The organism is [Clostridium] fimetarium (genome assembly GCF_900111235.1).
GTDB lineage: Bacteria > Bacillota > Clostridia > Lachnospirales > Lachnospiraceae > Clostridium_N > Clostridium_N fimetarium.
Genome location: NZ_FOJI01000004.1, coordinates 123,265 through 149,678 on the forward strand (window position 1 = coordinate 123,265; position 26,414 = coordinate 149,678).

At 33.9% G+C, this 26,414-nt stretch carries 21 protein-coding genes, 1 pseudogene and 1 riboswitch; of the genes and pseudogenes, 20 read left to right on the forward strand and 2 right to left on the reverse strand.

Annotation, left to right across the window (positions count from 1 at the left end; genetic code table 11):
* Positions 1 to 88: 88 nt before the first annotated feature.
* From tig to dhaS, 3 genes are all read left to right on the forward strand, one after another.
* A complete protein-coding gene (gene tig / locus BMY18_RS06685; protein ID WP_092451874.1) occupies positions 89 to 1,231 on the forward strand; it encodes a trigger factor in 1,143 nt (380 codons plus the stop codon).
* A gap of 262 nt (positions 1,232 to 1,493) precedes the next feature.
* Complete coding sequence (locus tag BMY18_RS21510) at positions 1,494 to 3,293, forward strand: GGDEF domain-containing protein (RefSeq protein WP_092451876.1); 1,800 nt, start codon at positions 1,494 to 1,496, stop codon at positions 3,291 to 3,293.
* Between the two features lie 109 nt (positions 3,294 to 3,402).
* Complete coding sequence (gene dhaS / locus BMY18_RS06695; RefSeq protein ID WP_092451878.1) at positions 3,403 to 3,972, forward strand: dihydroxyacetone kinase transcriptional activator DhaS; 570 nt, start codon at positions 3,403 to 3,405, stop codon at positions 3,970 to 3,972.
* A gap of 31 nt (positions 3,973 to 4,003) precedes the next feature.
* On the opposite strand, the gene BMY18_RS06700 is transcribed toward dhaS, so the two are convergent.
* Positions 4,004 to 4,243 (reverse strand): hypothetical protein, encoded by a 240-nt coding sequence (locus tag BMY18_RS06700; protein WP_092451880.1) that lies wholly within the window; start codon positions 4,241 to 4,243, stop codon positions 4,004 to 4,006.
* A 216-nt stretch (positions 4,244 to 4,459) separates the two neighbouring features.
* Between BMY18_RS06700 and BMY18_RS06705 the strand changes: the two genes are divergently transcribed.
* From BMY18_RS06705 to spoIIID, 10 genes and pseudogenes are all read left to right on the forward strand, one after another.
* Positions 4,460 to 6,469, forward strand: coding sequence for a YhgE/Pip domain-containing protein (locus BMY18_RS06705; protein ID WP_092451882.1), 2,010 nt, complete (start codon positions 4,460 to 4,462; stop codon positions 6,467 to 6,469).
* Positions 6,470 to 6,704: 235 nt separating this feature from the next.
* Positions 6,705 to 10,925 (forward strand): CehA/McbA family metallohydrolase, encoded by a 4,221-nt coding sequence (locus BMY18_RS06710; RefSeq protein ID WP_092451884.1) that lies wholly within the window; start codon positions 6,705 to 6,707, stop codon positions 10,923 to 10,925.
* Positions 10,915 to 12,099 (forward strand): YibE/F family protein, encoded by a 1,185-nt coding sequence (locus tag BMY18_RS06715; protein WP_242940982.1) that lies wholly within the window; start codon positions 10,915 to 10,917, stop codon positions 12,097 to 12,099. The genes BMY18_RS06710 and BMY18_RS06715 overlap by 11 nt, the downstream gene beginning before the upstream one ends.
* A 112-nt stretch (positions 12,100 to 12,211) precedes the next feature.
* A pseudogene (locus BMY18_RS06720) lies at positions 12,212 to 12,334 on the forward strand (sporulation transcriptional regulator SpoIIID); the annotation flags it as partial.
* A 254-nt stretch (positions 12,335 to 12,588) separates the two neighbouring features.
* Positions 12,589 to 12,876 (forward strand): helix-turn-helix domain-containing protein, encoded by a 288-nt coding sequence (locus tag BMY18_RS06725; RefSeq protein ID WP_092451888.1) that lies wholly within the window; start codon positions 12,589 to 12,591, stop codon positions 12,874 to 12,876.
* On the forward strand, positions 12,860 to 13,984 hold the full coding sequence (locus BMY18_RS06730) for a type II toxin-antitoxin system HipA family toxin (RefSeq protein WP_092451890.1): 1,125 nt from the start codon (positions 12,860 to 12,862) through the stop codon (positions 13,982 to 13,984). Before BMY18_RS06725 ends, BMY18_RS06730 begins: the two co-directional genes overlap by 17 nt.
* A gap of 133 nt (positions 13,985 to 14,117) precedes the next feature.
* A complete protein-coding gene (locus BMY18_RS06735; protein WP_092451893.1) occupies positions 14,118 to 14,402 on the forward strand; it encodes an AAA family ATPase in 285 nt (94 codons plus the stop codon).
* 62 nt (positions 14,403 to 14,464) lie between these two features.
* Positions 14,465 to 15,919 carry an IS1096 element passenger TnpR family protein gene (locus tag BMY18_RS06740; RefSeq protein ID WP_242940983.1) on the forward strand — a complete coding sequence of 485 codons (1,455 nt, stop codon included), beginning with the start codon at positions 14,465 to 14,467 and terminating at the stop codon, positions 15,917 to 15,919.
* A gap of 38 nt (positions 15,920 to 15,957) precedes the next feature.
* Complete coding sequence (locus tag BMY18_RS06745) at positions 15,958 to 16,317, forward strand: RQC-minor-1 family DNA-binding protein (RefSeq protein ID WP_092451895.1); 360 nt, start codon at positions 15,958 to 15,960, stop codon at positions 16,315 to 16,317.
* Positions 16,318 to 16,682: 365 nt separating this feature from the next.
* The gene (spoIIID, locus tag BMY18_RS06750; RefSeq protein ID WP_092451897.1) at positions 16,683 to 16,937 is read left to right on the forward strand and encodes a sporulation transcriptional regulator SpoIIID; all 255 of its coding nucleotides are present in this window, start codon (positions 16,683 to 16,685) and stop codon (positions 16,935 to 16,937) included.
* Between the two features lie 92 nt (positions 16,938 to 17,029).
* Here the strand turns inward: spoIIID and BMY18_RS06755 are convergent, their stop codons facing one another.
* Entirely contained in the window at positions 17,030 to 18,112 is a 1,083-nt protein-coding gene (locus BMY18_RS06755; protein ID WP_092451899.1) for an HD-GYP domain-containing protein, read from the reverse strand.
* Between the two features lie 222 nt (positions 18,113 to 18,334).
* Positions 18,335 to 18,437, forward strand: a riboswitch (SAM riboswitch).
* Positions 18,438 to 18,598: 161 nt separating this feature from the next.
* On the opposite strand from BMY18_RS06755, the gene metK reads away from it, so the two are divergent.
* The 7 genes from metK (at position 18,599) to recD2 (ending at position 26,405) form a co-directional block, all read left to right on the forward strand.
* Positions 18,599 to 19,786, forward strand: coding sequence for a methionine adenosyltransferase (metK, locus tag BMY18_RS06760; protein ID WP_092452208.1), 1,188 nt, complete (start codon positions 18,599 to 18,601; stop codon positions 19,784 to 19,786).
* Between the two features lie 4 nt (positions 19,787 to 19,790).
* Positions 19,791 to 20,609 carry a putative ABC transporter permease gene (locus tag BMY18_RS06765; RefSeq protein WP_092451901.1) on the forward strand — a complete coding sequence of 273 codons (819 nt, stop codon included), beginning with the start codon at positions 19,791 to 19,793 and terminating at the stop codon, positions 20,607 to 20,609.
* Between the two features lie 396 nt (positions 20,610 to 21,005).
* Complete coding sequence (gene mreB / locus BMY18_RS06770; protein ID WP_092451903.1) at positions 21,006 to 22,001, forward strand: rod shape-determining protein; 996 nt, start codon at positions 21,006 to 21,008, stop codon at positions 21,999 to 22,001.
* Positions 22,002 to 22,013: 12 nt separating this feature from the next.
* Positions 22,014 to 22,781 (forward strand): flagellar hook-basal body protein, encoded by a 768-nt coding sequence (locus tag BMY18_RS06775; RefSeq protein WP_092451905.1) that lies wholly within the window; start codon positions 22,014 to 22,016, stop codon positions 22,779 to 22,781.
* A gap of 37 nt (positions 22,782 to 22,818) precedes the next feature.
* A complete protein-coding gene (gene flgG / locus BMY18_RS06780) occupies positions 22,819 to 23,634 on the forward strand; it encodes a flagellar basal-body rod protein FlgG (RefSeq protein ID WP_092451907.1) in 816 nt (271 codons plus the stop codon).
* A gap of 14 nt (positions 23,635 to 23,648) precedes the next feature.
* On the forward strand, positions 23,649 to 24,026 hold the full coding sequence (locus BMY18_RS06785; RefSeq protein ID WP_092451909.1) for a rod-binding protein: 378 nt from the start codon (positions 23,649 to 23,651) through the stop codon (positions 24,024 to 24,026).
* A gap of 138 nt (positions 24,027 to 24,164) precedes the next feature.
* Complete coding sequence (recD2, locus tag BMY18_RS06790) at positions 24,165 to 26,405, forward strand: SF1B family DNA helicase RecD2 (RefSeq protein ID WP_092451911.1); 2,241 nt, start codon at positions 24,165 to 24,167, stop codon at positions 26,403 to 26,405.
* Positions 26,406 to 26,414 lie beyond the last annotated feature (9 nt).

Below are 26,414 nucleotides of genomic sequence, written 5' to 3' on the forward strand. Positions count from 1 at the left end.
TTCTTTTTGTATAAAATATGTTATAACAATATGAAGTCGTGCACAAAGTGCAATTTTGTTAATTTTGTAAATATGAAAGGAAATAAATATGAAGAAGAAATTATTAAGTGTTTTTTTGGTTATTACAATGGTATTGTCGGTTACAGCATGTGGAAAGACTACAACAGAAAATCCAACTACAGCTGCTGTTTTGACATATCAAGAGCAACTTGCAGCGGATCAGCAAAATTATGCTCAGTATGTTACATTGGGACAGTATACAGGGATTGAAGTTAAAGTGGATCGTAGTACTCTTGAAGTGACGGATCAAGCAGTTCAAGAATATATTAATGGAATTTTAACTGAAAATGCAACTACAACAACGGTAACAACTGGAACAACAAAGTCTGGTGATGCAGTGGTTTTAGATTATAGCGGGCTACTTGATGGCACAGCCTTTTCAGGCGGTACAGCAACAGATGCTACTTATACAATAGGTTCTGCCAAATTCATTACGGAATTAGATCAAGGTTTAATCGGTCTTGAAGTTGGTAAACAATACGATCTTCCAATTACTTTTCCAGCTGATTATTCAAGTACAGATTTAGCTGGCAAAAGTGTAATATTTAGAGTAACAGTGACTGCAATTAATGAAAGCACACCTGCACAATATACGGATGCATTTGTACAGTCAGTGGCAGCTAATTATAAAAGTACAGCTACAACAACAGCAGATTTTACAGTGTTTGCAAAGCAGAGTCTTGTTGAACAAGCCAAAACTACATTTGATAATACAAAATATAGTTCTATTTGGACCACCATTGCTGCAAACTGTACTGTAAGTGGATACCCAGATGCAGAAGTTCAAACGCTAATGGACACGATTGAAAACAACGTTAAATCTGAATTTGCAAGTAAAGGTTCTTCATATGGAATTACAGATTATGCAACATACCTTAAATCTGTATATAATTATGCTACAGAACAGGACTTCCTAGATTATGCAAAAGATTATTCTCAAAATTATTTGAAAGAAAAGATGATTTTGACAATGATAGCACAAAAAGAAAATATCACAGTAACTGATGATCAAATTGCAGAGATGGGCGCTCAGCTAGCAACATATTATGGCTATGACTCATTCCAACAAATCATTGAGACTTATGGTGCTTCTATAAACTTAGAAGTTGGATATTCCGTACTATCAGATTCAATTATTAAATTCCTTCTTGAAAAGTCAGTTGAGAAATAATAATATTACTACAAAATTAATTAAATATTAATAATATTAGAAATCGTTAAGTAATAGTAGGTATAAAAATACTATCACTTAACGATTTTTTTGTATTATTTACATAAAATGCCAATATTTACCCATTTTGTAGTGATATATTACCAAATAGCTTGATTTAACAGTACTAAAGTACTATAATTTAAAAAAGCTTAATCAATTACTGCTTCTGAGTTTTACAACGTTTACTGCAAATATAATTTGATCTGGGGGAATTTGCAAAATGAATATTACTAAATATAAAAGTGCAAAAGAAGAAAAGGAAATATTTTTTGGAAAAGCTTCTATTATAGACAAATTCGTGGTTGGAAATGCAGATGAATATTTCTATCAATATTTAGGTAAAAATTCATGTTTTGCATTTACAGAATTAGTTCATAAAGATGATTTGCAATCTTTTTTAGATGCAGTTGAAAAGCTCGAAAAGGGTACTCAATCTATTATAGCGCGTGTTAAATGTTACAGCGGAAGATACAGATGCTTGTGTATGACATTGGCATATAATGGTCGTATTATTGACGGATACAAATCATTTGATATTAATTTTAGTGATACAATAAGCATTCAAGAAAATTATATTAAATATTTACGTTTGACAAATAAATATAGGAAACTAATCAGTTTAATTACAACATTATACTTTGAATACGATTTTGGCACGAATCAGTTGATTATTTACAAATATAATAACGCAAAGTGTATCTTAGTTTTCAATAGTAATTTAGATAGTTTAAGGGAAGAAGTTATTTCATCAGATAATTTACCAAGTTCTGTTAAAAAACAATTTGAAGTTTTTTATGATAATATGAGAAAAGGAACTGATCAATTTGAAGCGAATATCTCTGCCGAAATTTTTCAAATAGCAAAAGAAGGTATATTTTTAAAATTAAAAAGCACTGTAATTTTCAGAGAAGATTCAAAAGAAATGGTAGTTGGTGTAATGAAGCCAAGTGAAGATCTAGATAAGGAAGTTTATTATCTTAGTGAAGCAGCTAGAGATGTTGGTACCGGCTTACTAAATAAACGAGCAATAAGTGAATATGCAATAGAAAAAATCAATAATTCCGACAAATGCTTATATCTTATTATGGTAGATGTTGATGATTTCAAGAAAATCAATGATACTTATGGACATATGTTTGGTGATGAAGTGCTTACTAAGGTTTCTGAAATTATTATAAGTGTACTGGCGTCTAGAGGTACTGTTGGAAGGTTTGGTGGAGATGAATTTCTTGTCCTAATTGAAGATGTATCTGGAGAAAGCGATTTAAGACGTATATTAAAGACAATTAATAAACATATTCAGTGGGAATGTGGTAATGCATTTGACAATTTTAAAGTTACGACATCAATGGGAATTGCTAAATTTCCGGTAGATGGAAGTACCTATGAGGAGTTATTTGATAAAGCAGATAAATCTTTATATATTGCAAAAGCGAAGGGGAAGAATAGATATATTATATATGATAAGTTAAAACATGGGACAGTTGAGACCAATACATATAATAGTAATTCAATTGGGATTAATGATATTCTTAACAATGAAAATAGAGCTGCTACCATATCAAACATTATTCTTAATCTTTTTGCAAAAGGTATCGATGCTATTATACCATCAATTGCTGTTATTCAGGAATATTTTGACGTGGATGGAATTACTGTTTATGTTGGTGATATTTTAAATAGAACATACTATATAGGAGAATATGTTGAGCCTATAGAACAATTTCACCTATTTGAAAATGAAAATTATAGAAAATTATTCAATGCAAATAACGTCTATGTTGAGACGAATATTCATAGAATTGAAAGAGACTATGCAGAAATTTATGAAGCGTATATGAAACAAGGGATAGCTGAATTTATTCAGTGTGTAACTTATTTTAAGGATAGTCCTCAAGTAGTCGTATCGTTTGATGTTTTTAACAGACCAAGAAAATGGTCAGACAAAGATATCGATTTTCTTACTATTTTAGGGAAATTAGTTGGTGATGTAGTTATAAAAAATATTTTGAATAAATGAATGTGATGTGCTATTATTAAAACTCCTACATAAGCTGCTAACACAGAAATGTAGGAGTTTGTTTTAATTGTTTTTTAGAATATGAATAATTAGAAAGGTCGTGCCATTTGTGTCAGAATCTTTAATTACAAAAAAGGCGATTGCTTCAGGATTGAAGGAGCTTACTAAAAAGAAGAGTTTCGATAAAATAACAATTCAAGATATTACAGATATATGTGGACTAAACCGTCAGACTTTTTATTATCATTTTCAAGATAAATATGAGCTTGTGGATTGGATATATTATAATGAGGCGATTTCAATTATTATTAATGATCTTACTTATGAGAATTGGGATAAAAAAGTTTTGCAGATGCTCGCTAAGATGAAAAGTGAAGACTATTTTTATAAAGATACACTAAAGTCATCAACAGAAAATGGATTTAAAGACTATTTATTCCACATTGCAAGTGAACTATTTCTTAATATTGTAGGAAGGCTTGCTGTGAATGAAAATTTTGGAGAAGATGAAAAGAAATTCATCTCCGAATTTTATGCATTTGGAATTGTTGGCGTGATTACTTCCTGGGCACAGCATGGAATGAAAGAGACGCCTGAATATATTACAATGCAGCTAATAAATGTTTCGTATGGAACGCAAAAATATGCCGCTTCCCGCTTTGTGGAAAACAACTTATAAAATAAAAGGATATATATAATTCGGCTACTTCTTAAAAAAATATTTTAATAAATAATTCACGAGCGCCCTGGGCGTCACTGCTTTTACATAAAAAAATAAGTTTTTGTAAGAAACTATCATATTCATTTTTGGCAAGTTTATCTGGAAATGTGTTGATGCCTATTTCCATTAAATTTCTTGCACATCGTTCAGGAGATTTTTTTATTCTTCTAAAGCTAATATCTACAGCAACCAATAATGCTGCCTGTTTTATTTTGGATTCTAAAAGCATTTCACATTTCCTTTCTATATTTTATAATAACTACTTTGTAAAATAAGTTTATAGTTTATTTATAAATCTTTATATAGACAAAAACTGAAATCTGTCTGAATATACGACAGATCTTTTTGCATGTTTGCATTTTCGACATTTAAAATAATGTGTCTAATTACTTTATAGTAAGTGGGTGATATACTTCCGATTAGATTAAAAAAGGAGTGAAGAAATATGAAGAGTAAATTAACAAAAAGACAATTTAAATGTATCTGTGTCATCATAGGTGTAATAATCCTTCCATTACTATATAGCTATTTTTATTTGGGGGCATTTTGGGATCCTTATTCTAGGCTTGAAACGTTGCCTGTCGCAGTTGTAAATAATGACAAAGGTGCTACGATTAATGACGTAGAGCGTAATATTGGAAAAGAAATGTGCGAGAAGTTAAAAGAAGATGGAACACTTAAATTTGTATTTACCGATGAAAATGATGCAAAGGTAGGGACAGAAGGTAAAGAATACTATGCTATGATAGTAATTCCATCAGACTTTTCAGCAGATGTTGCATCAGCAGCAACAACAGATAAGCAAACGGCGACTATTACTTTTTCGCCAAATGAAAAACGGAATTATTTAGCTAGCCAGATATTAGGAAAAGCGATTTTACAAATTGAAGTATCTGTACGTGAAAGTGTTAATAAGGAGATTGTTCAGCAGCTTGCGGATAAGTTAAATTCCGTACCTGATCAAATGACAAAGCTTCAAGACGGAATGGCTCAGTTAGATGATGGCTCAAAACAACTAAGTGACGGGGCTGCAACTTTAGCGGATGGAACCCAGACATTTAATGACAAATTCAAAGAATATCAAAAGGGCGTATCGGATCTTAAAGATGGTACAAATACGCTGAGTAATGGAATAGGAACATTAGACAGTGGAATTACGCAGCTATTAGATGGTGCAAATCAACTTAAAAGTTCAACTGCTAATATTGGAGATCTTACAACAGGTGCACAAGCGCTTGCAGTGGGTGCTGATAAATTTAATCAGGGTTTAATTCAATATACAGCAGGAGTAGATTCATTAATTGCTAATGTAAACAGTACTACAACCTTTTTATCCTATTATGTTACAAAGGTTAATCCTGCAATTATGCAAGATCCAGTTTTTGCTAAATTTATCAGCGACTTGTCAACGCCTGCTAATGCACAAAACATTAAAATCCTGCAAGCATCAAGTGCACAGTTAAAAGCAGCTTCAGTTACAATTGCGACTAGTACTGGACAGCTAGCGGCAGGAACAACAGGTCTGCCACAGCTTAAAGCAGCATTGGAACAGCTTTCACAAGGATTGGAATCAGCAAAATCAGGTTCAACAGCACTTTCATCAGGTTCACAAACGCTTAATGCTGGTGTTTCAACACTAAACAGTGCAACAGCTCAATTGAGTGAAGCAGCAGCTACGATTGCGAATGGGTCAGCTTCATTAAGCGAAGGCGCAGATAAATTGCAAGATGGAATTGTAACCGCTAAATCTGGAGTAGATAGCTCAGTTACGGATACAAATTCGCAATTAAAATCACTTGATGGTATTGCGGATTTTGCGGCAACGCCTGTAAGTATTAATCAGGCTAATATAACAAGTGTACCAAACTACGGAACTGCGTTTGCTCCATATTTCTTGTCTTTATCATTATGGGTTGGCGGTTTGATGATATTTGTTGGAATATATTATGATCCTGACAATAAATTTAAAATATTATCACGTGAGACAGAAAACAAAATTGCTCGTAGCTTTATTTATCTTCTAATTGGTTTTATACAAGCACTTGTGCTTGGAGTAGTATTACTATTTGGACTCGGACTCAAGGTTGATAATATACCATTGTATTTCTTATCGTGTTGCCTTGTTTCTATGGTATTTATTTCTATCATTCAATTCTTAATGGTATATCTAAAAGATGCAGGAAAGTTTTTATGTATGTTATTATTGATATTACAGCTTACGTCCTGCGGAGGAACCTTCCCAATGGAAACAGTACCAAAACTTTTTAATTATTTGTATAGCTTTATGCCTATGACATATTCAGTTGGGTTATTCAAACAATCCATCAGTGGGGTAAATATATCGGAGTTACTGCTTAATGCGGGGGTATTGTTTGGAATCCTTGTAGTGTTCATGTCATTGACAGTACTATCTTCTAGAATAAAATCAAAAAATGAGAATAAAATACAAGATTAAGCAAATAAATTAATGTTCATAATAAAATAGAAATCGTTTAGAGCTGAAAGTGCTAGTAGATTAGTGCTTTCAGCTCTTTTTATGTATGCGAATAGAACGGTCTGATGTTTTATCTAAAATTTACACAAATATAACAAGAAATTTGTTCTTATAGTATAAAGTGATTAATGTGGAAGTTTAAATTTAAGCAGTTATAAAAAAAAGAAATTGTAACTGCGACTAATATGGAGGAGATATGAAAAAAATGCCAAGAAGAAGAATGTCTTTGCTAATTGCAATTATAATGTTTTTAAGTTGTTTTGCAGGCAATGTAACACAGATAAAAGCTGGCACGCAGTCAGCAACACACATTGTAATACAAGAAGTGTACGGCGGTGGAGGGAATGGTGGATCAACATACAAGAATGATTATGTTATGCTGTATAATCCTACAAAAGAAACTGTAAGCTTAGATGGGTGGAGTATTCAATACGCATCGGCGACAGGTGCTTTTAGCACTAATTTAACAGCAATAAAAGGAAATATTGGAGCAGGTAAATATTATTTAATCGGTGAAGCCGCAGGTTCGGGAGGAACGGTAGATCTTCCAACAGTAGATTTTAGTGGAAATATAGCAATGGCAGCAGGGGCAGGCAAAGTGGCCCTAGTAAAGACGGCAACGTCCATAACTGGAAAAACAGATTTCAATGTCGTTGATTTCGTAGGTTATGGAAGTACTGCAAGTGCCTATGAAGGAACGGGTGCTACGCCAGTTCCTTCTGCAACATTAGCAGTTTCAAGAGCGGCAGACGGAACAGATACAGATAATAATGCGGCAGATTTTTTGGCAACAAGTCCAGCGCCGAAAAATGCAGCATATGTTGATCCATCTTCACCAAAATCAAAGGTGGCTAATGTGACGGTGGCTCCGGGGATAGGAGCCGTAAAATCTGGTCAGGAGCTGACATTAAGTTGTGCAACAGCTGACTCTATTATTTATTATCAGATTAATGGTGGAAGCATAAATACATATAATTTGAATTCGAAACCGCTTCTTAATAGTTTGCCTGCTTCAGTTGTAACATGGGGAGAGAAAACTGGACTTGATAATGGAGATAAAAATACATATCAGTATACACAAAGCATTACTGCGCAGGTATCTGCCGCACCAATTAGCGGAAATGCTACGGTAGGGGATGTGATCAAACTATCGTCAGTAACGGATGCAGTAATAAAGTATTCAGTTGACGAAGGGAAAACGTGGGTGGATTATGGTACTGGAATAACAGTTACAAAACTTCCATTTTCAGTGCAAGCAAAAGCAACGGCACCTGGCTATGTGGAAAGCCAACCTTCAACCTTTAATTATACATCAGCGCTTTCACCTGTTCATACGGGGGATTATAAAATTTACTTTGGACAACTCCATTCACATACAACATTGTCAGATGGAGCTGGAACGGTAGAACAGGCATTTGATTATGCTTCAAAAGCTGGAAACCTTGATTTCCTTGCTGTTACAGATCATTCTAATTCTTTAGAAAATACCACATATACTGCTTCACTTGCAACGGATGCAATGAATAATGCAAAATGGAATCAAGGGAAAACGGCAGCAACCGCTATAACGTCACAGGGTATTAAGAATACGGACAATGTAGCAGACTCAAATTCAACATTTTTGGGTATATTTGGTTTTGAAATGACATGGAGTGACGGAAGCGGTCATATCAATACATTTAATACACCGGGTTTTGAAAACAGAAATAATCCTATCTACGCAAATAAAGTACAGACAAGTTCAAATCCAAGCGGACTTGATTTATATTATAAAAAACTTGCTCAGGTAAGTGGTTCCATATCACAGTTTAATCATCCAGGAACAACTTTTGGAGATTTCTATGATTTTACTGATTACAGTGCACAAAATGACAATAGTATGAAGTTGATTGAGGTTGGTAATGGAGAAGGCGCAATCGGTTCTAATGGTTATTTTCCTTCTTATGGCTATTATACAAGGGCACTTGATAAAGGATGGCATCTTGCTCCTAGTAATAATCAGGATAATCATAAAGGTAAGTGGGGAGATTCCAATACGGCTCGTACTGTAATACTTGCAGATACGTTGACAGAAAACTCTCTATATGATGCAATTAGCAATTATCGAGTTTATGCGACAGAGGATAATGATTTGCAGATACAGTATAATTTAAATGGTAGTATTATGGGAACAACACTGTCAGAAAGCCCAAAGACTGTCAATATAGAGGCTAAGATTTCCGATCCTACAGATAAGTCAATTGGAAAAGTAGAAGTAATTGTTAACGGTGGTAAGGTTGCAGCGAGTAAAACAGTGGATGGAAATAGCTCAGACGTAATATTTACAATGAACAATGACTATACCTATTATTATTTAAGAATAACACAAACAGATGGTGATGTGGCTGTAACAGCACCAGTATGGACAGGCGATGTTGAAAAGGCAGGAATTGCTTCTGTACAATCAGATACAGTACTCCCTGTGAATGGAGAAAGCATCAAGTTTACAACAAATCTATATAATAATGATAGTAGTAATATGGAAATAGAAAGTATTGAATATAATGACGGAAGTCTATTTAAAACAATTAGTGGAAGCGATTTAACTGGAGGAGCAAGCTTAAATTCATTGGCAACAAAAAGTTTTTCATTTGCGTATACTCCAAATAAAAATGGTGATATTGCGATTAATGTTACCATGAAAGCAAAACTGAATGGAATTGAAAAGTTATATACAAGTGTACTCAAACTAAATATATCTGACTCCAAGACGGTTACAAAGGTATTGATTGATGGCACTCATGCAAATGATTATGTGAACGGGTATTATTCTGGAAATATGACCAATTTTATCAATATTTGTGCAAATGATGGAGTACAGGCAAGGATTGAAACTTCTAATATTACAAAAGAAATGTTAGATTCAACAGATTTGTTAGTAATTACTGCACCATTGAAATACGATAGTTCAGGAAAGTTAACGCCATCATCTTTTTTGGATGACTTTAACAAGCTTGTATCAACGTATGTAAACAATGGTGGAACTGCAATTGTATGCGGGCTTGCCGATTACCAAGATAGTACACTTGGAGATCCATATACAACGACTACACAGGTAAACGATCTGCTAAAGGCAATTGGCGCCCAAACTACATTGAATAGTGATGAGGTTTACGACACAGTTACGAATGCAGGTCAGGCATACCGATTAAAGTTGAAAAATATTAATCAGAATTCTTCAATTACCAGTGGAGTAGCAACGGCTCAGGAATATAGTGTATATAGCGGGTGTACTGTAAATCCTGCAAGCGAAAATGACTGGCTTGTGAAAGGTTTCTCTACAACATACTCTATTAATTCAAAAAAAATAACAAATAGTAAATATGAAAGCATGGCAGCCTTAAATGCCACAGTGATAGATAAAGGAAATGCCTGTGTTCTTGCAACAGAGAATGTTGGAAAAGGGAAAATATATGTAGGCGGAACAGTATTCATGTCGAACTTTGAAGTGCAAGCTACGCTAGATAACTATTCAGACTTACAATATTCAAATTATACGATTATAAATAACATACTTAATTCTGTTAAGAAAAAACTAACCGTATCAACAATTGCTGACGTAAGAAAAAATGGTGTCGTAGGAGATGTTTATGAAATTGAAGGAACTGTAACAGCTGGTTCTGAAAGTAGTAATGCATTCTTTGATGCAATTTATGTACAAGATAGTACCGGAGGAATTAATGTATTTCCAATCGCAAATGGAAGTGGCATAAAAATAGGTCAAAAAGTTAGAATTATAGGTCATGTCGATTCTTATCAGGGAGATAAAGAATTAAAAATTGGTTCTGGAATAGAAGGGTATACCGTGATTGACAGTAATGTGAAGGAGGTAATCCCAACGTTGTTAACCACGATCCAGTCGATGGATTATGATTCAAATGGTGGAAAACTTGTAAAAGTACAGGGCACAGTATCAGATGTAACTGTGGTGAATGGAACTATTTCAAGTTTTAACATCAATGATGGAAGCGGAAAAAATGCAAGAATCTTCATTGATGGATATGTAGCAAAAAGTTTCGATTATTCTAAGGTTATTGCAAATGGTTATAGTGTGAGTGCGGTGGGACTTGTTTATACTAATCCGGATGGGGTTAGCATAAGAGTTAGAAATTGCAATGAACTATTGCTCATTTCAAATAACCAAAATGTGGATCAAACAACGAACGATTCAGAAAATATTCATGCAATTATAGCAGGAAGTATTGAAATCAAGGATACCAATGGAAATAATAATCTCGAAAATAACCCTTTATCGACAAAAAAGGCTCCTCAGACTGGTGATACCGGAATGATTGTATTCTATTTTGAAGTCTTATTAGCATCATTATTGGTGGTTGCAATTACTACAAAGAGAAAGAGAAAAACTTGTGATAAATAAATTATTTTCTATGGATAAGAGCGTTAACTTTAGCAAGAACATATTAAAAAAATATGCATTACGGGTAATTTTAGCATTCATTTTTCTGATAATTTTTGCTGGTGCAGTCTGGTTTATAAATAAGGATAATAAGCGTTACCAGTCTTCATCAGCGGCAAGTTATGTATCGGGTGTTGTGACGGATGTCATAAGTGATAATACGACAGTAGATAATGAAGGAAGTGAAGGTTTAAGACTTGGAGAACAACAGCTAAAGGTTGAGGTTACAAGTGGAGAACACAAAGGCGAAATGCAGCAGATAACAAATAATATTAGCACGCTATATAATATCTATGTTCAAAAAGGAACAAGGATAATGCTTTTAATCAGTACGCAGCAAAATGGCAGCTATAATGTTTCTATTTATGGATACGACCGTTCCCTGATATTAGTGGCAGCAATATTGTTATTTATAGTAACTTTAGTACTAGTGGGTGGAGTAAAAGGGCTAAAATCAATCTTGGGATTAGCCTTCACATTAATTTGTATGATGTTCATACTGGTTCCTATGGTAAGCAAAGGGTACTCGGCAATTACTATATGTGTTGTAATTATAATAATAACAAGTATTGTATGCTTTATAATACTTGACGGTATCAATATTAAAACGGTATCAGCAATGATAAGTACAGTGGCAGGAGTGGGAATTGCTGGATTATTTTGTTTCGTTGTTGAAAAGGCAGCGCATCTAAGCGGCTATAATATGCAGGAAGCAGAAAATCTTATATTAATTTCAGTAAATAATAAAATAAATATTAAAGGGTTGCTTACGGCTGGTATCTTACTTGCATCACTAGGTGCAGTCATGGATATTGCAATCTCAGTTTCTTCGTCTGTATGTGAAATACACAGTACAAATGAATCGTTAAATGCAAGACAATTATTTAGAAGTGGTATGAATGTAGGCCGTGATGCCATGGGGACGATGGCAAATACATTGATAATGGTATTTGTTGGTTCATCATTTAATATGCTATTGCTTATATTTTCATATGGGATCCCAATTTTTAGGTTGATTAATACGGATCAGATTGCTATAGAGATTTTGCAGGCAATAGCGGGTAGTATAGGAATCATACTTTCAGTTCCCATAGCAGCATTTTGCTCGTCATTTTTCATAAGTAAGGCAAAGTAAATAAATTTATGGTGATTTGTGAATTGAAATTTTTTATAAATTAAGTAACATTAGTCATTATCTTTATTCGGCACGAATACAATGTAAAAACAAGTATTCATTGGGTGGAGTTATGAAAGGTTACATAGAAGAACGGGCAGTTGATATAGCAAATTATATCATAAAAAATAATGCCACAGTGCGCCAGACTGCTAAGCAATTTGGAGTTAGTAAATCGACCGTACATATGGATGTAATGAAATGGAACGGCTTAATATTAGGTGTGAAAATGATTTAAGCCATAGGGCGAAAGCTGGATATGCAGGATTTGCATGGGATAGAGTGATAATAGTTGTAAAGTAAGATATGGAGTTGGTAATGCTAGGTGCATTGCTGGCTCTTTTTAGTATGTAATAAATTGTAATAATATGCAAAATTATATAAATTTATAGTAGATAATATATTATCTATAATTTGACTTTCATTAATAAATGGAATAAAATATTAGCTATGAATAATTATTTTTTAAACCAAAAAACACCAAAAGAAATTAGTATGTTAATCGTAGGTCGAATCAGAGAAATTCGTAAAAGACGGAAATTATCACAGGTAAAATTAAGTGAGAAGTCAGGAGTAAGCTTAGGGACTGTGAAAAGATTTGAAACTAGTGGAGAGATATCATTGATTTCATTAATAAAATTAGCAATGGCACTTGATATAGAAAGTGGCATGGAAGCTTTATTTGAAGAGGTTCCATTTGAATCCATTCAGGAGGTGATAAATGAACAAGGTAAGTAAGCTTAAGGTTTATTACGAAGGAAGAACGGTTGGAACAATGGCGCTTTATAAAAATATATTGGCTGCATTTGAATATGACAAAGAATGGCTGGTAGATGGATTTTCCATTAGTCCACTATCTCTGCCGTTAGAACAGAAAGTATTTATACCAAAGGCGGATCCTTTTGATGGACTATTTGGCGTATTTGCAGATAGCCTGCCTGATGGTTGGGGAAGATTACTAGTAGACAGGCTGATGGCAAAAAACAGGATAAACCCATTTGAAATAGGAAATATGAATCGTCTTGCAATTGTTGCAAATTCTGGTATGGGGGCATTAACTTATGAGCCGGATTATCATTTTGAACTACCGGAACCGGAACTTGATTTGGATAAGATAGCAATTGAATGTGCAAATGTTCTAAAAACAGATTACTCAGACAATCTGGACGAATTGTTCCGGCTTGGTGGATCTTCCGGAGGTGCAAGACCAAAGATACTTACAACCTATAATAGTGAGGACTGGATTATAAAATTTCCATCTTCACAGGATAGCAAAGATATTGGTGAACAGGAATATAGATATTCCTTATGCGCAAAAGAATGTGGCATCCATATGGAGGAGACAAAGCTATTCCCATCAAAGATATGTGCTGGTTATTTTGGAACCAAGAGGTTTGACAGAAAGAGGTTTGGGGATGAAAAAGTTAATAAAATCCATATGATTTCAGCAAGCGGACTGCTTGAAACTTCACATCGTTTACCCAATCTTGACTATAATATATTAATGAAACTTACGTTGGAATTAACGAAAGATTATACGCAGATAGAAGCGTTATACAGACTAATGTGCTTTAATGTATTTGCACATAATAGAGATGATCATTCAAAGAATTTTACCTATATTTATGATGAGAGAAGTGCGACATGGAGGCTTTCACCAGCGTATGACTTGACTTATAGTTCGTCTATAGGTGGAGAACATGCAACAACGATTAATGGAAATGGAGTTGATCCAGGTATGAAGAATTTAATTGCAGTTGCAGATAATATTGGAATAAATCTAAGTAAGGCAAAAGAAATTGCACAGATGGTTGAGACGTGTGTGAAAAAATATGGATTAGTATAGAATACGCATATTAAATATTTAATAATATTATTAATCCAATAAACATACTAAAATAAATAGTTTTGGGATTATATTCCTAAAACTATTGAAGAATAGAAATCTCTTGGATATAATATGCGTAGAGGTGATGAAATTGAATAAACGAATTTTAAGAACAGCTTATTTGCAAATATTAGAAGAATTTAAAGATAAAGATATAATAAAAATTATAACAGGAATTAGAAGATGTGGTAAATCTACATTGATGGAAATATTTCAAGATTACTTAAGAGAAAATGGTGTAGATGAAAAACATAACATTTCAATTAATTTTGAAGATTATAATTATGTGGATTTATTAGAGCCTAAGGTGTTGCATACTTACGTTCAAGAGTCGAATACATTTGAAAAGTGTGTATTGACACTGATTCGAAAATAAGGTATAGTGTAAAAGAGACGTGTATTGACACTGATCGACTTATAATAGAAGGATAATTAAAAATGAAAAAACAAAATACAACTTTTGAATTTATGCAGCAAGTATGGAGTTCCTATCAAAAAACGAATTCTTTGCAAGAGACAGCCAAAGAAATGGGTATGGCATACGCAAAGGTACGAAAAATTCTTATCACATTAGGTAAGTATGAAACGGATTTTAGCATAATGGTTGCAAAGGAACGACAAACAGGAAAGAGTATTAAGGAAATAGCTACAGAACTGGGTATGACTACAAATAGGGTGAATGCATATTTGCCCTATGAAAAGACAATTTATGATGCCCCAGAGCAAACGATTGATGCGAAGAAAAGTAAGGATTATAGAAAACGTAATAAAGTAGCACAAGAAAAGTTTGTTAAAACCAGAATAATAAAGGCAGCTAAAATAGCACATCAAAAGGAGACTAATGTGAAAATGATCATGAAAGAAGAATCAAAAGGGATTACAGCAGTACATTTGCATTTGGAATTAAAAAGCGAATTTCTAAATGATACTCAAAAAAGGATGCTAAAAAGATATGGTGAATCTTCAACGGGAGAATTTATTAGCAGAGACATTTTGATACCTTCAGATATGCCGCTACATAATCTACATTATGCAATTCAGCGATTATTTGGATGGCAGAATTCACATTTGCGAAGATTTCATTTATCTGATGAAGTGTATCAAAAAGTGACAAGTGGAACAGTAAAAGGTTGGGCTGATTTAGTTGGAGTTCTCTTTCAGGCACCAAGTGAAGGTGAAGAAGATATTTTTTGGGATGATGATTATAGAAGCGGTAGTATAAAAGCATGGCTTAAGAAAAAGTATACAGGACCATATTTTTATGGTGGGGATATGGAAGATATAGAAGAGGCAAGAGAAGATATTAAGTCACTTTTGAATCAATATCCGATGATGGATGTGAGAGAACCTTTTCATGCATATTATGAAAGAACAGAAGGGAAAGGTGTGGATTCATACAGAATTCTTAGAAAAGCGCCATTAATTGATCTGACGCTAGAGGAAATGAATGCTTCTATTATGATAGAAAATGGAACAGAAAACTTATTAGAACGATTAGAGATCGCAAAGGTTCTGGCAGTAGAAAATGAAGAAGTTCGAGAAAATGGAGTCTTTCCAATAGCTAGAGAATTGATTTATAACTATGATTTTGGTGATAACTGGGAAGTCTCCATTATAAAGAGAAGTGATTGTAATGAATTGTTAGAAAATGGAGATATATCGAAAGAAGAATTAGAATATGCTGAGTCAACAGTTATAAACAAGCATATACCAGTGTGCATATATAAGGATGGTGTAAATGTACTTGATGATGTAGGAGGACTTGGCGGATTTGCAGATTTTTTAGAAAGAATTTATGAAAATGAAGATAAGCAGGAAGCCTCGGAGCATCGCGGGTGGGCGCAAAGCCTGGGATGGAATGCAAGGAAGGTATCCAATAAAATGATATTGTAGTAGCAAAGGTAGGAGAGATAAATGGCTAGGAGAGATAAATGGCTAAGAGACGAAGAGTGCAATATCAACTTGACAGTGGAGATGTTAAGATACTTTTAGAAGATGAAATAGTAGCTATTCTACGGGCAACAGATGAACTAATAAATACAGGTGGTCGTAGTATGCTTGCTAAGGTATTAAAAGGCTCAAAAGACAGGAAGGTCCTAGAATATAACCTAAACAAATGTCCAGCATATGGATTCTACAGCCAACTGACAATTACTGAGATTACCTATAGAATTGATTTTATGATTAGGAAGGGCTATCTACGCATTGAATATAATGGAACGTTACCAATGTTAGTGTTTTCAGATAAGGGATGGGAGATAGAAAAGCAAACATATACGCAGGAATGGTAGTTTGGAAGATAAGGTGGAATAGTAGAAGCTACTAAGGAGAAGAAATGAAACGACATATTCTAAAAATTTAATCCAACATATCATACAGATAAATATCGTGTTATAGAAATTGATGGAACGAAATCCCTAGATACGTTATGTAAGGTCATACGGGAAATTTTCCCAAAAAATAATCGTTGCAAGGGGGGGAGTAATCCATATAGTTGAAAAAGAGGTAAAAGCAAATAGAAATGAAAAGCAATTAGAGATAACAGTAATTATCTTTGATGATAGAAAATAGAAAATCCTATAAATTTAATAACATTAGTCATTATCTTTATTCGGCACGAATACAATGTAAAAACAAGTATTCATCGGGTGGAGTTATGAAAGGTTACATAGAAGAAAGGGCAGTTGATATAGCAAATTATATCATAAAAAATAATGCCACAGTGCGCCAGACTGCTAAGCAATTTGGAGTTAGTAAATCAACCGTACATAAAGACGTAACTGCACGTCTTGCATTAATTAATCCAGATTTGGCTGCAAAAGCAAGGGTAATTCTAGAGATTAACAAAAAGGAACGTCATATAAGAGGTGGTTTAGCAACAAAAGAAAAATACTTACATAAAATCATATAATGAAATGGAGGCCTGTTGACATATTATAGTCAAAGACCTCCATTTTAGGGAGAAATAAAAAAAGTAAAACTAGTAGTTAAAGTATTATATAATTATAAAATAGCTTCGACATTGATTTCGTGATGCTTTGATAAATCTATAAATTCATTGTTACATTTAACGGTTGGTCGAGATAAATCATCGCGATTAATTAAAATAACTTCACCAACTAATCCATTGGAAAGTTTTACATCATTGTGGAGATAGGTGGAAATTACATGGTTAAGAAATGGAAGGAGATATTGGGGATCAAATTGATTAAAGGCATCAGCCTCCATAATTCTTATAACTTCAAAAGGGCATATGGAACCGCGATATACACGGTTTGAAGTCATTGCATCATATACATCTGCAATAGAAACAATTTTTGCGGCGAAGGGTATTTTGTCACCCTTTATTCCGAAAGGATAACCGCTACCATCACAACGTTCATGGTGGAGAAGACAAGCTTCGGTTATTCGATTATCGAGCCCTTTGTCCTTAATTTGATTATAACCAAGGCTGACATGGGTTTTAATCACATCAAATTCAATTGAAGTTAACTTCCCTGGTTTCATGAGAATTTCTTCTGGAATAAGCAGCTTTCCAATATCATGCAAAAGTCCGCATAGCGTAAGGATGTCTTGCTCCTCTTTATCACAACCTAGCCACTCACCGATTGTTGCACTTATGAGAGCAACATTAACAGAATGAACAAAAGTAATGTCGTCAAGCTCACGCATACTATGTAACATATCAAATAAATGTAAACTGTTTTTACTGTCTGCAAGCAAACTAGTAGCCTCTTTTAGCAAAACATCTGTATCAATCAGTGTAGAACTAGTGATTATTTTGTTTAAATTATTCTTTATTGTTGAAATATTACATCGATATTTCACACTAAATTTTTTGAATGATTCACTTTTTCTTACGTTGGCAAAATAAGTGGGCACAGTATTTGGAATTAAATCATTAGATTTATCAGGCTCTATTTCAACCATAATTTCAAGCACATGAAAATTTGAAATACGTTCTATTATTTCGTAGGAAAGAGGCGTACCTGCAGATAAAATGAGATGACCATCGGGCAGTACAACATCTCTAGATAAAATCATACCTTCTTCTGCCTCAAAGATAAATATTGTTTTTTCGTTCATCTTTTAAATCCCCTTTTAAATTATTTATAAAAAAAAAAAACATTAATTATATATAAAAGAATATAATTAAATTATAGGAATAATGTTGAAAAATGTCAATTTATATATATTTTATTTTTCACATATTTTACTATTGTTTTACAAATAAATTATTGTTTAGGGTTGACGATAAAATATTTATATTGTAATATTAATACTGTAAATTGAATATTTATATTTTGTCCCTTATTTAGAGCGGTGGAGATACATAGGATCTATGAAGCCCGGCAACCCCATTAGGAATGTGGAAGGTGCCAACCTGAGCGAGTGAATCGAACAATAAGAGGATTTCCTAATCGAGTAGTATGATATGGAGTCCTTTTCAAAGGACTCTTTTTTTTATGTGAAGTAATGTAGTGTGTTAATAATACTTCAAAAGTGCACCATTGTGAAAACAGCATATAGGGAAATATGGGATAAATGAAAAACGAAAGGATAGGTATAAAAATGGAAAGAAGATTATTTACTTCAGAATCAGTAACAGAAGGACATCCAGATAAAATATGTGATCAGATTTCAGATGCTGTATTGGATGCATTATTGGAGCAGGATCCTTATAGTAGAGTTGCATGTGAAACATGTACAAATACTGGATTTGTACTTGTAATGGGAGAAATTACATCAAAAGCTAGTGTAGATATAGCGCAAATAGTAAGAGACACAGTGATTGAGATCGGTTATGATGCCTCAGACAAAGGCTTTGATGGTAATACATGTTCCGTTATGGTAGCACTTGACAAGCAGTCAACTGATATCGCAATGGGAGTTGACAAAGCGTTTGAAGCTAGAGCTGGTGAAGATGAAAATGCAGCTATAGAAGCAATCGGCGCTGGTGATCAAGGTATGATGTTTGGATTTGCAACGAATGAAACAGAAGAATATATGCCTTATTCAGCAGCATTGGCTCATAAACTTGCAAAAAAACTTACAGAAGTTAGAAAAAATGGAACATTAAAATACTTAAGACCAGATGGTAAAACACAAGTAACAGTTGAATACGATGAAAATGGAAAACCAGTAAGACTTGATGCAATCGTAGTTTCAACTCAGCATGCCCCCGAGACTTCGCAAGAACAGATTCATGAAGATATTAGAAAATATGTAATTGATGAAGTTGTTGATGCAAATATGATAGACAACCATACTAAGATATTTATCAATCCAACAGGACGTTTTGTTATTGGTGGACCGAATGGTGATAGTGGACTTACAGGACGTAAAATTATTGTAGATACGTATGGCGGATATGCTCGACATGGTGGAGGAGCTTTTTCTGGAAAAGATTGTACAAAGGTGGATCGTTCAGCTGCATATGCTGCTCGTTATGTTGCAAAGAACATTGTTGCTGCTGGAATTGCTGATAAGTGTGAAATTCAACTTTCATATGCAATCGGTGTTGCACATCCGACATCAATCATGGTTGATACCTTTGGGACAGGCAAAGTAAGCGACGAAAAGATTGTTGAAATCATTAGAGAAAACTTTGATTTAAGGCCAGCGGGTATTATAAAAATGCTTGATCTTAGAAGACCAATCTACAAGCAAACTGCAGCTTACGGACATTTTGGACGTAATGATCTTAACCTTACATGGGAAGCACTTGACAAAGTCGACATATTAAAGAAATATTTATAATGTTATGTTAGAAGAATATACGATAATTCAGTGGTTGGCTTTCTTTCTAATTTATTCTTTCTTTGGCTGGTGTATTGAGTCAACCTTAGTATCTATTACAAAGAAAAAGTTCGTAAATAGAGGATTCTTGAATGGACCAATACTACCATTATATGGGTTTGGGTCTATTGTAATGCTAGTATCAACATTATGGATTAAAGATAATATAATATTTGTGTATATATTTGGGACTATTTCTGCTACATGTCTTGAATATTTTACTGGAGCTACAATGGAAGCAATGCTTCATATTAAATATTGGGACTATAGTGATAAAAAGTTTAATCTTCATGGATATATTTGTCTTAAATCATCTTTGTTTTGGGGCTTGCTTACAGTATTTCTAGTAGAAGTTATTCATAAACCGGTTGCTAACGCTGTTACAAGTATAGATGTATCAATTTTAACTATTGTGATTTTTGTTTTACTATGCATAGCAACAATAGATTCTATCGATTCATTCAGAAAAGCGTTCGATTTACAGAAACTTCTTGATTATCAAGTTCGTATTAGAAAGGAACTTTCTGATATTACGGCTAAGCTTTCAGCGATAAGAGACAATATAACAGGTAGCTTGTTAGATGATAAAATAGATAAAGAAGGTTCAGGACAAGAAGAGCAGGTTAAAAATATAGAAGTTTACATGGATAAGCTTAAGTTGGAGCTAGAAGCTGCAAAGGAAAAGGCCGGTTCATTAATGACAACTGTGTTTAAAAGATTCCCATCAGCAACTTCTAAAAGATTTAATGATGTATTACAAGAATTTAAAACACACTTTAAATAAATATATTATATTAACTATCATAAAACTAATAAACAATGACGATATTAAACCTAGAAGAGCAATTTTTACGTATGCACTTCTAGGTTTTTTTATGTTTTTCCAAAAAAAAGTTACAAAATTTTAAAATAACCCTTTTAAATTTACAATTTCTTGTATATAATGATAATTAGCCATGCAATGCGATAAAATAGTTGCATTTAATCAAGGCTGGTAATTAAAACTTTTAGAAACACTCTTTGTGAGCGTCTAAAGTTATCGCAGTACTCGTCAAATAAAATTAAATGCGATTAAACAAAAACAAGTGAGCTTACTAAGTTATCTTATTTTATTTTGCTTGACTCATTATCGCGTAAATTAAAATACAATAGTAATATTTGGAATTGAAAGGGGATTATTATGTTAACAACCGATATCGGAATTGATTTAGGAACAGCTAGTATCTTGGTATATGTTAGAGGAAAAGGCGTTGTTTTAAAAGAGCCTTCAGTGGTTGCTTTTGATAGAGATACGAATAAGATAAAAGCTATAGGAGAAGAAGCTAGGCTTATGCTTGGTAGAACTCCTGGAAATATTGTAGCAGTTAGACCATTAAGACAAGGTGTTATTTCAGATTATACAGTAACTGAAAAGATGCTTAAGTATTTCATACAAAAAGCCATAGGAAAGAGAACTCTCAAGAAACCTAGAATTAGCGTATGTGTACCAAGTGGTGTTACAGAAGTTGAGAAGAAAGCTGTAGAAGATGCTACTATGCAGGCTGGAGCTAGAGAAGTTAATATTATAGAAGAACCAATCGCAGCTGCAATTGGTGCAGGAATAGATATTTCAAGACCATGTGGGAATATGATTGTTGATATTGGTGGTGGAACTACTGATATTGCTGTTATTTCACTTGGCGGAACTGTTGTCAGTACATCAATTAAAATTGCAGGAGATGATTTTGATGAAGCGCTTGTTAGATATATGCGCAAAAAACATAATTTGTTAATTGGAGAAAGAACTGCCGAAGATATTAAAATTAAAATTGGTAGTGCATATCCTAGAGCAGAAGTAACAACGATGAACGTAAGAGGCCGTAATTTAGTAACAGGTCTTCCAAAGACAGTTGAAGTTACATCTGAAGAAACAGAAGAAGCTTTGAGAGAAGCAACTTCACAAATCGTAGAGGCAATTCATAGTGTACTTGAAAGAACCCCGCCAGAACTTGCATCTGATATTGCAGATAGAGGAATCGTTCTTACAGGTGGTGGAAGCCTTCTTCAAGGTCTTGAAGATTTAATTGAAGCTAAGACAGGAATCAATACGATGACTGCTGATGATCCAATGACAGCGGTAGCAATAGGAACTGGAAAGTATGTTGAATTCATGGGTGGATACAGAGACTTCAAATAGGAGCGTAATGCTATGGTAAAAGGTTTATATACAGCCTATACAGGATTGGCGAATCAACAAAACAGACTTGATGTGGTCACAAATAATCTTGCAAATGCGACGACAACAGGGTACAAAAAAGAAGGAACAACTGCACAATCATTTGATTCCTTGATGGCAATTAAGATTAATGACCCTACAAGTGCCAATATCAATCAAAACATTGGGACTATGAGTCTTGGTGTTAAGATAGGTGAAAATTATCGTGATTATTCACAGGGATCATTTAAAAGTACAAGTGGTTTATATGATTTCGCTTTATCAGGTAGCGGGTTATTTTCTATTGATTTTACTAGTAAAACTGGACAAGAATCAATTATGTATACTAGAGATGGTTCGTTCCAGATGGCACAAGATGGTTCTTTGGTTACCAAGGATGGCGACTTTGTTTTAGGGCAGGATGGCCCAATTGTGTTGCCAACGAATGCGACAATATCAGTTGATGAGACAGGTGGGATTTATGCAGATGGTCAATATATTGATAAATTTGCAATAACGGATTTTGAAGACAACAATTATTTAGAACAATATGGAGAGAATATGTATAGGGCGGTTGACGGCGCTACAAAAAAAGATGCCACGGCGACTGTTATGCAAAAATACCTCGAGATGTCTAATGTAAATGTAGTATCTGAAATGGTTCAGATGATTACAATTTCAAGATCATTTGAAAGTAGTCAGAAAGTTATGAATTCAATTGACGAAACACTTCAAAAAGCAGTTACACTTGGTCAATTATAATTGTTGCAGATAACTAAATGATAAGGAGGACGTGCTTATGTTACGTTCGTTATGGACCGCCGCTTCAGGAATGAATGCGCAACAGACCAATGTAGATACAATTGCCAATAATTTGGCTAATATTAATACTACAGGTTATAAGGCAGAATCAGCTGAGTTTAAATCGTTGTTATACCAAAACTTACAATCAAAGACGACATCAGCGAATGGTGCAAATAAACCAGTAAGTGCGCAAGTGGGACTTGGTGTGCGTACTGCATCGATTTCTTCTGATTTTACACAGGGTTCATTCTTGCAAAGCGATAACAACTTTAGCTTTGCCATTAATGGTAAAGGCTTTTTTGCGGTAAGCGGAGTTGATGGACAGACTGAATATACCAGAAATGGTAATTTTAATATTTCACAAGGAACTGATGGGTTGACATTGTGTACCTCTGAAGGATACCCGGTTTTGGATTCAACAGGAGCACCAATTGTATTTGATGCAACGATGAAATCTAGTAATATTACAGTAAATAGTGATGGTGAGTTCTGCTATCCGGATGCATCCAATAATCCAGCTCCAATCGGAATTTCAATTGGAGTATATCAATTTGCTAATCCAACGGGTCTTGAAAAAGAGGCTGCAAGTCTTTTTTCGGAGACGGACGCCTCTGGTGTAGCAATTAATGAAGCAGAGGATGCTGGTGTCAAGAAGAGCACAATAAAGCAAAGTTATTTAGAAGGTTCTAATGTTCAAGTTGCGACTGAGATGGTCAATTTAATAACAGCACAAAGGGCATATGAACTTAATTCAAAAGCAATTAACGCATCTGATGAAATGTTGCAGCAAGCTAATAGTTTAAAAAGGTAGGAAAGAGGTAAAGTATGAGTGATTTGGTAAGTAGTAACCTTGATTCGTTAAATACAAGTAGTACATACAATGCTAGTTCAGCTACTAAATCGTTGGAAAATTCATTATCATCCTCAGATCTATCAACTGCCTCTGATGACAAGTTGTTATCGGTATGCAAAGACTTTGAATCTTATTTTGTTGAACAAGTATTTAAAGGAATGCAGAAGATGGTCCCAAAGAATGAAGAAGATTCAACGTCGTCTTCCTCTAGTAGCCTTACAGATTATTACAAAGATGAATTAACAAGTAAGTATGCATCGAGTGCTTCAGAAGCTAATGGTGGTGAAGGCTTTGGAATTGCAAAAATTTTATATGAGCAAATGAAAAGAAACTATAGTACTAACTTATAAAAATATAAGTAAATAATATCTAACATAGAAATTTAAATAACAAATATTGGTGCGTATGGATTAGAAGAGAATGTTAGTGGTTAGATGGCATGATTCTAGTTTGTATGCACTTTTATATTTTTAGGGAGGCTTACGCAAGTGGAGCATAATAATGAAAATTCGATTGAAGGATTTGTTGATAGCATCGTCTTTCGAAATGAAGATAATGGATATACAGTATTTAACATTATATGCAACGGCAGTGAAGTTACTTGTGTAGGAGTTCTAAGCTACATTAACGAAGGCGAATTCATAGCAGCAACTGGCGAATATGTAATGCACCCTATTTATCTTCAACAATTTAAAATTACATCATATGAAATTAGAGTACCAGAGGATATCCAATCGGTAAAAAGATATCTAGGTTCAGGGGCAATCAAAGGAATTGGGGAGAAACTTGCGGAGAGCATCATAAAAAAATTTGGCGAAGATACATTCCGAATAATAGAAGATGAACCGGAACGTTTGGCAGAAATCAAAGGGATAAGTGTTAAAAAAGCTATGGAAATAGCTGATCAATTAGTGGAAAAGAAAGATATGCGCAAGGCTATGATGTTTTTACAGGAATATGGTATTAACATGAATCTTGCAAATAAGATATATACACAGTATGGTAATGATATATATAGAATTATCAAGGAAAATCCTTATAAATTAGCGGATGATATTAATGGAATAGGATTTAAAATTGCAGATGAAATTGCACAAAGAGTTGGAGTTAAGTCTGATTCGGATTTTAGAATTAGAAGCGGAATAATGTACGAATTATTATTAGCAACGACTAATGGACACGTATATTTACCAATGAAAGAGCTTATTAATTCTACCAGGCAATTGCTACTTATAGATATGGTTAATATTGATAAATTTATCATGGATTTATCAATTGATAAAAAGATAATAGTAAAACAAGTCAAAGATCAACAGGTAGTATACGCCTCGTCTTATTATTACACGGAGCTTAGTGTTGCCGGAATGCTAGTAAATCTTGATATAAAATATAGTGATGATGATTTAGAGGTCGAAAAAAGTATCGGATCAATTGAAAAATCCAATGAAATGATATTAGACGGAGTGCAAAGACAGGCTGTCAAAGATGCAATTTTAAATGGGCTCATGGTAATAACAGGAGGACCAGGTACTGGTAAAACAACTACGATTAACACGATAATCAAATATTTCGAGATAGAGGGAATGGATATTAGACTTGCAGCACCTACTGGTAGAGCAGCAAAGCGAATGTCAGAAACCACAGGATATGAAGCGCAGACAATTCACAGAATGCTTGAATTGAGTGGTAATGCAGGGGATAATACAGCCGCTATGAATTTTGAACGGAATGAGCTTAACCCGTTAGAAACTGATGTAATTATAATTGATGAAATGTCAATGGTTGACATAAATTTAATGAATTCTCTTTTAAAAGCTATTGCAGTAGGAACCAGATTAATTCTTGTAGGAGATGTGGATCAGCTTCCATCAGTTGGACCAGGAAATGTTTTAAAGGATATTATTCAATCTGGATGTGTCAATGTTGTAATGCTCACAAAAATATTTCGGCAGGCTGCGACAAGTGAAATTATTATAAATGCCCATAAAATCAATAATGGGGAAGAAGTGATTCTTAATAAATACAGTAAAGATTTTTTGTTTATAAAAAGAGATAATCCCGAAAGTATCACAGGAGCAATCTGCACCCTTATTCGTGATAAGTTGCCTGATTATGTAAATGCAAAAATTAGTGATATTCAGATTCTAACGCCAATGAAAAAAGGAGCTGTTGGAGTAGAGAAGTTAAATAAAATATTACAGGAATTTTTAAATCCAGCAGCAAAAGAAAAGACTGAGAAAGAGTATGGAGACACAGTATTTAAAGTTGGGGATAAGGTTATGCAAGTGAAGAATAATTATCAACTGGAATGGGAAAAAAGAAGTAAATATGGAATACCGACGGATGGAGGAACTGGGATATTTAATGGTGATATTGGCATAATTGAAACAATCAATTTATTCTCAGAGCAAATGATAGTGAAGTTTGATGATGAAAAGTATGTTGAATATAGTTTTAAACAATTAGAAGAATTGGAATTGGCATATGCTGTTACAATACATAAGTCTCAAGGAAGTGAATATCCTGCAGTTATTATACCAATGTTTAGTGGTCCTAAAATGCTTATGACAAGAAATCTATTATATACTGCAGTCACAAGAGCAAAAACCTGCGTATGCATAGTTGGATCCCAAAACTTTTTTCAGGAAATGATTCGCAATGTAAGCGAGCAGATGCGTTATTCTACTCTTGCAGAGCGAATTAAAGAAATGCAGTCAATAGCAGATTAAACGAGGGGG

Coding starts and splice junctions, on each gene's coding strand:
- tig (WP_092451874.1), top strand. CDS start 89: ATGAAGAAGAAATTATTAAGTGTTTTTTTGGTTATTACAATGGTATTG.
- BMY18_RS21510 (WP_092451876.1), top strand. CDS start 1,494: ATGAATATTACTAAATATAAAAGTGCAAAAGAAGAAAAGGAAATATTT.
- BMY18_RS06700 (WP_092451880.1), bottom strand. CDS start 4,243: ATGCTTTTAGAATCCAAAATAAAACAGGCAGCATTATTGGTTGCTGTA.
- BMY18_RS06705 (WP_092451882.1), top strand. CDS start 4,460: ATGAAGAGTAAATTAACAAAAAGACAATTTAAATGTATCTGTGTCATC.
- BMY18_RS06710 (WP_092451884.1), top strand. CDS start 6,705: ATGAAAAAAATGCCAAGAAGAAGAATGTCTTTGCTAATTGCAATTATA.
- BMY18_RS06725 (WP_092451888.1), top strand. CDS start 12,589: ATGAATAATTATTTTTTAAACCAAAAAACACCAAAAGAAATTAGTATG.
- BMY18_RS06730 (WP_092451890.1), top strand. CDS start 12,860: ATGAACAAGGTAAGTAAGCTTAAGGTTTATTACGAAGGAAGAACGGTT.
- BMY18_RS06740 (WP_242940983.1), top strand. CDS start 14,465: ATGAAAAAACAAAATACAACTTTTGAATTTATGCAGCAAGTATGGAGT.
- BMY18_RS06745 (WP_092451895.1), top strand. CDS start 15,958: ATGGCTAAGAGACGAAGAGTGCAATATCAACTTGACAGTGGAGATGTT.
- spoIIID (WP_092451897.1), top strand. CDS start 16,683: ATGAAAGGTTACATAGAAGAAAGGGCAGTTGATATAGCAAATTATATC.
- BMY18_RS06755 (WP_092451899.1), bottom strand. CDS start 18,112: ATGAACGAAAAAACAATATTTATCTTTGAGGCAGAAGAAGGTATGATT.
- metK (WP_092452208.1), top strand. CDS start 18,599: ATGGAAAGAAGATTATTTACTTCAGAATCAGTAACAGAAGGACATCCA.
- BMY18_RS06765 (WP_092451901.1), top strand. CDS start 19,791: ATGTTAGAAGAATATACGATAATTCAGTGGTTGGCTTTCTTTCTAATT.
- mreB (WP_092451903.1), top strand. CDS start 21,006: ATGTTAACAACCGATATCGGAATTGATTTAGGAACAGCTAGTATCTTG.
- BMY18_RS06775 (WP_092451905.1), top strand. CDS start 22,014: ATGGTAAAAGGTTTATATACAGCCTATACAGGATTGGCGAATCAACAA.
- flgG (WP_092451907.1), top strand. CDS start 22,819: ATGTTACGTTCGTTATGGACCGCCGCTTCAGGAATGAATGCGCAACAG.
- BMY18_RS06785 (WP_092451909.1), top strand. CDS start 23,649: ATGAGTGATTTGGTAAGTAGTAACCTTGATTCGTTAAATACAAGTAGT.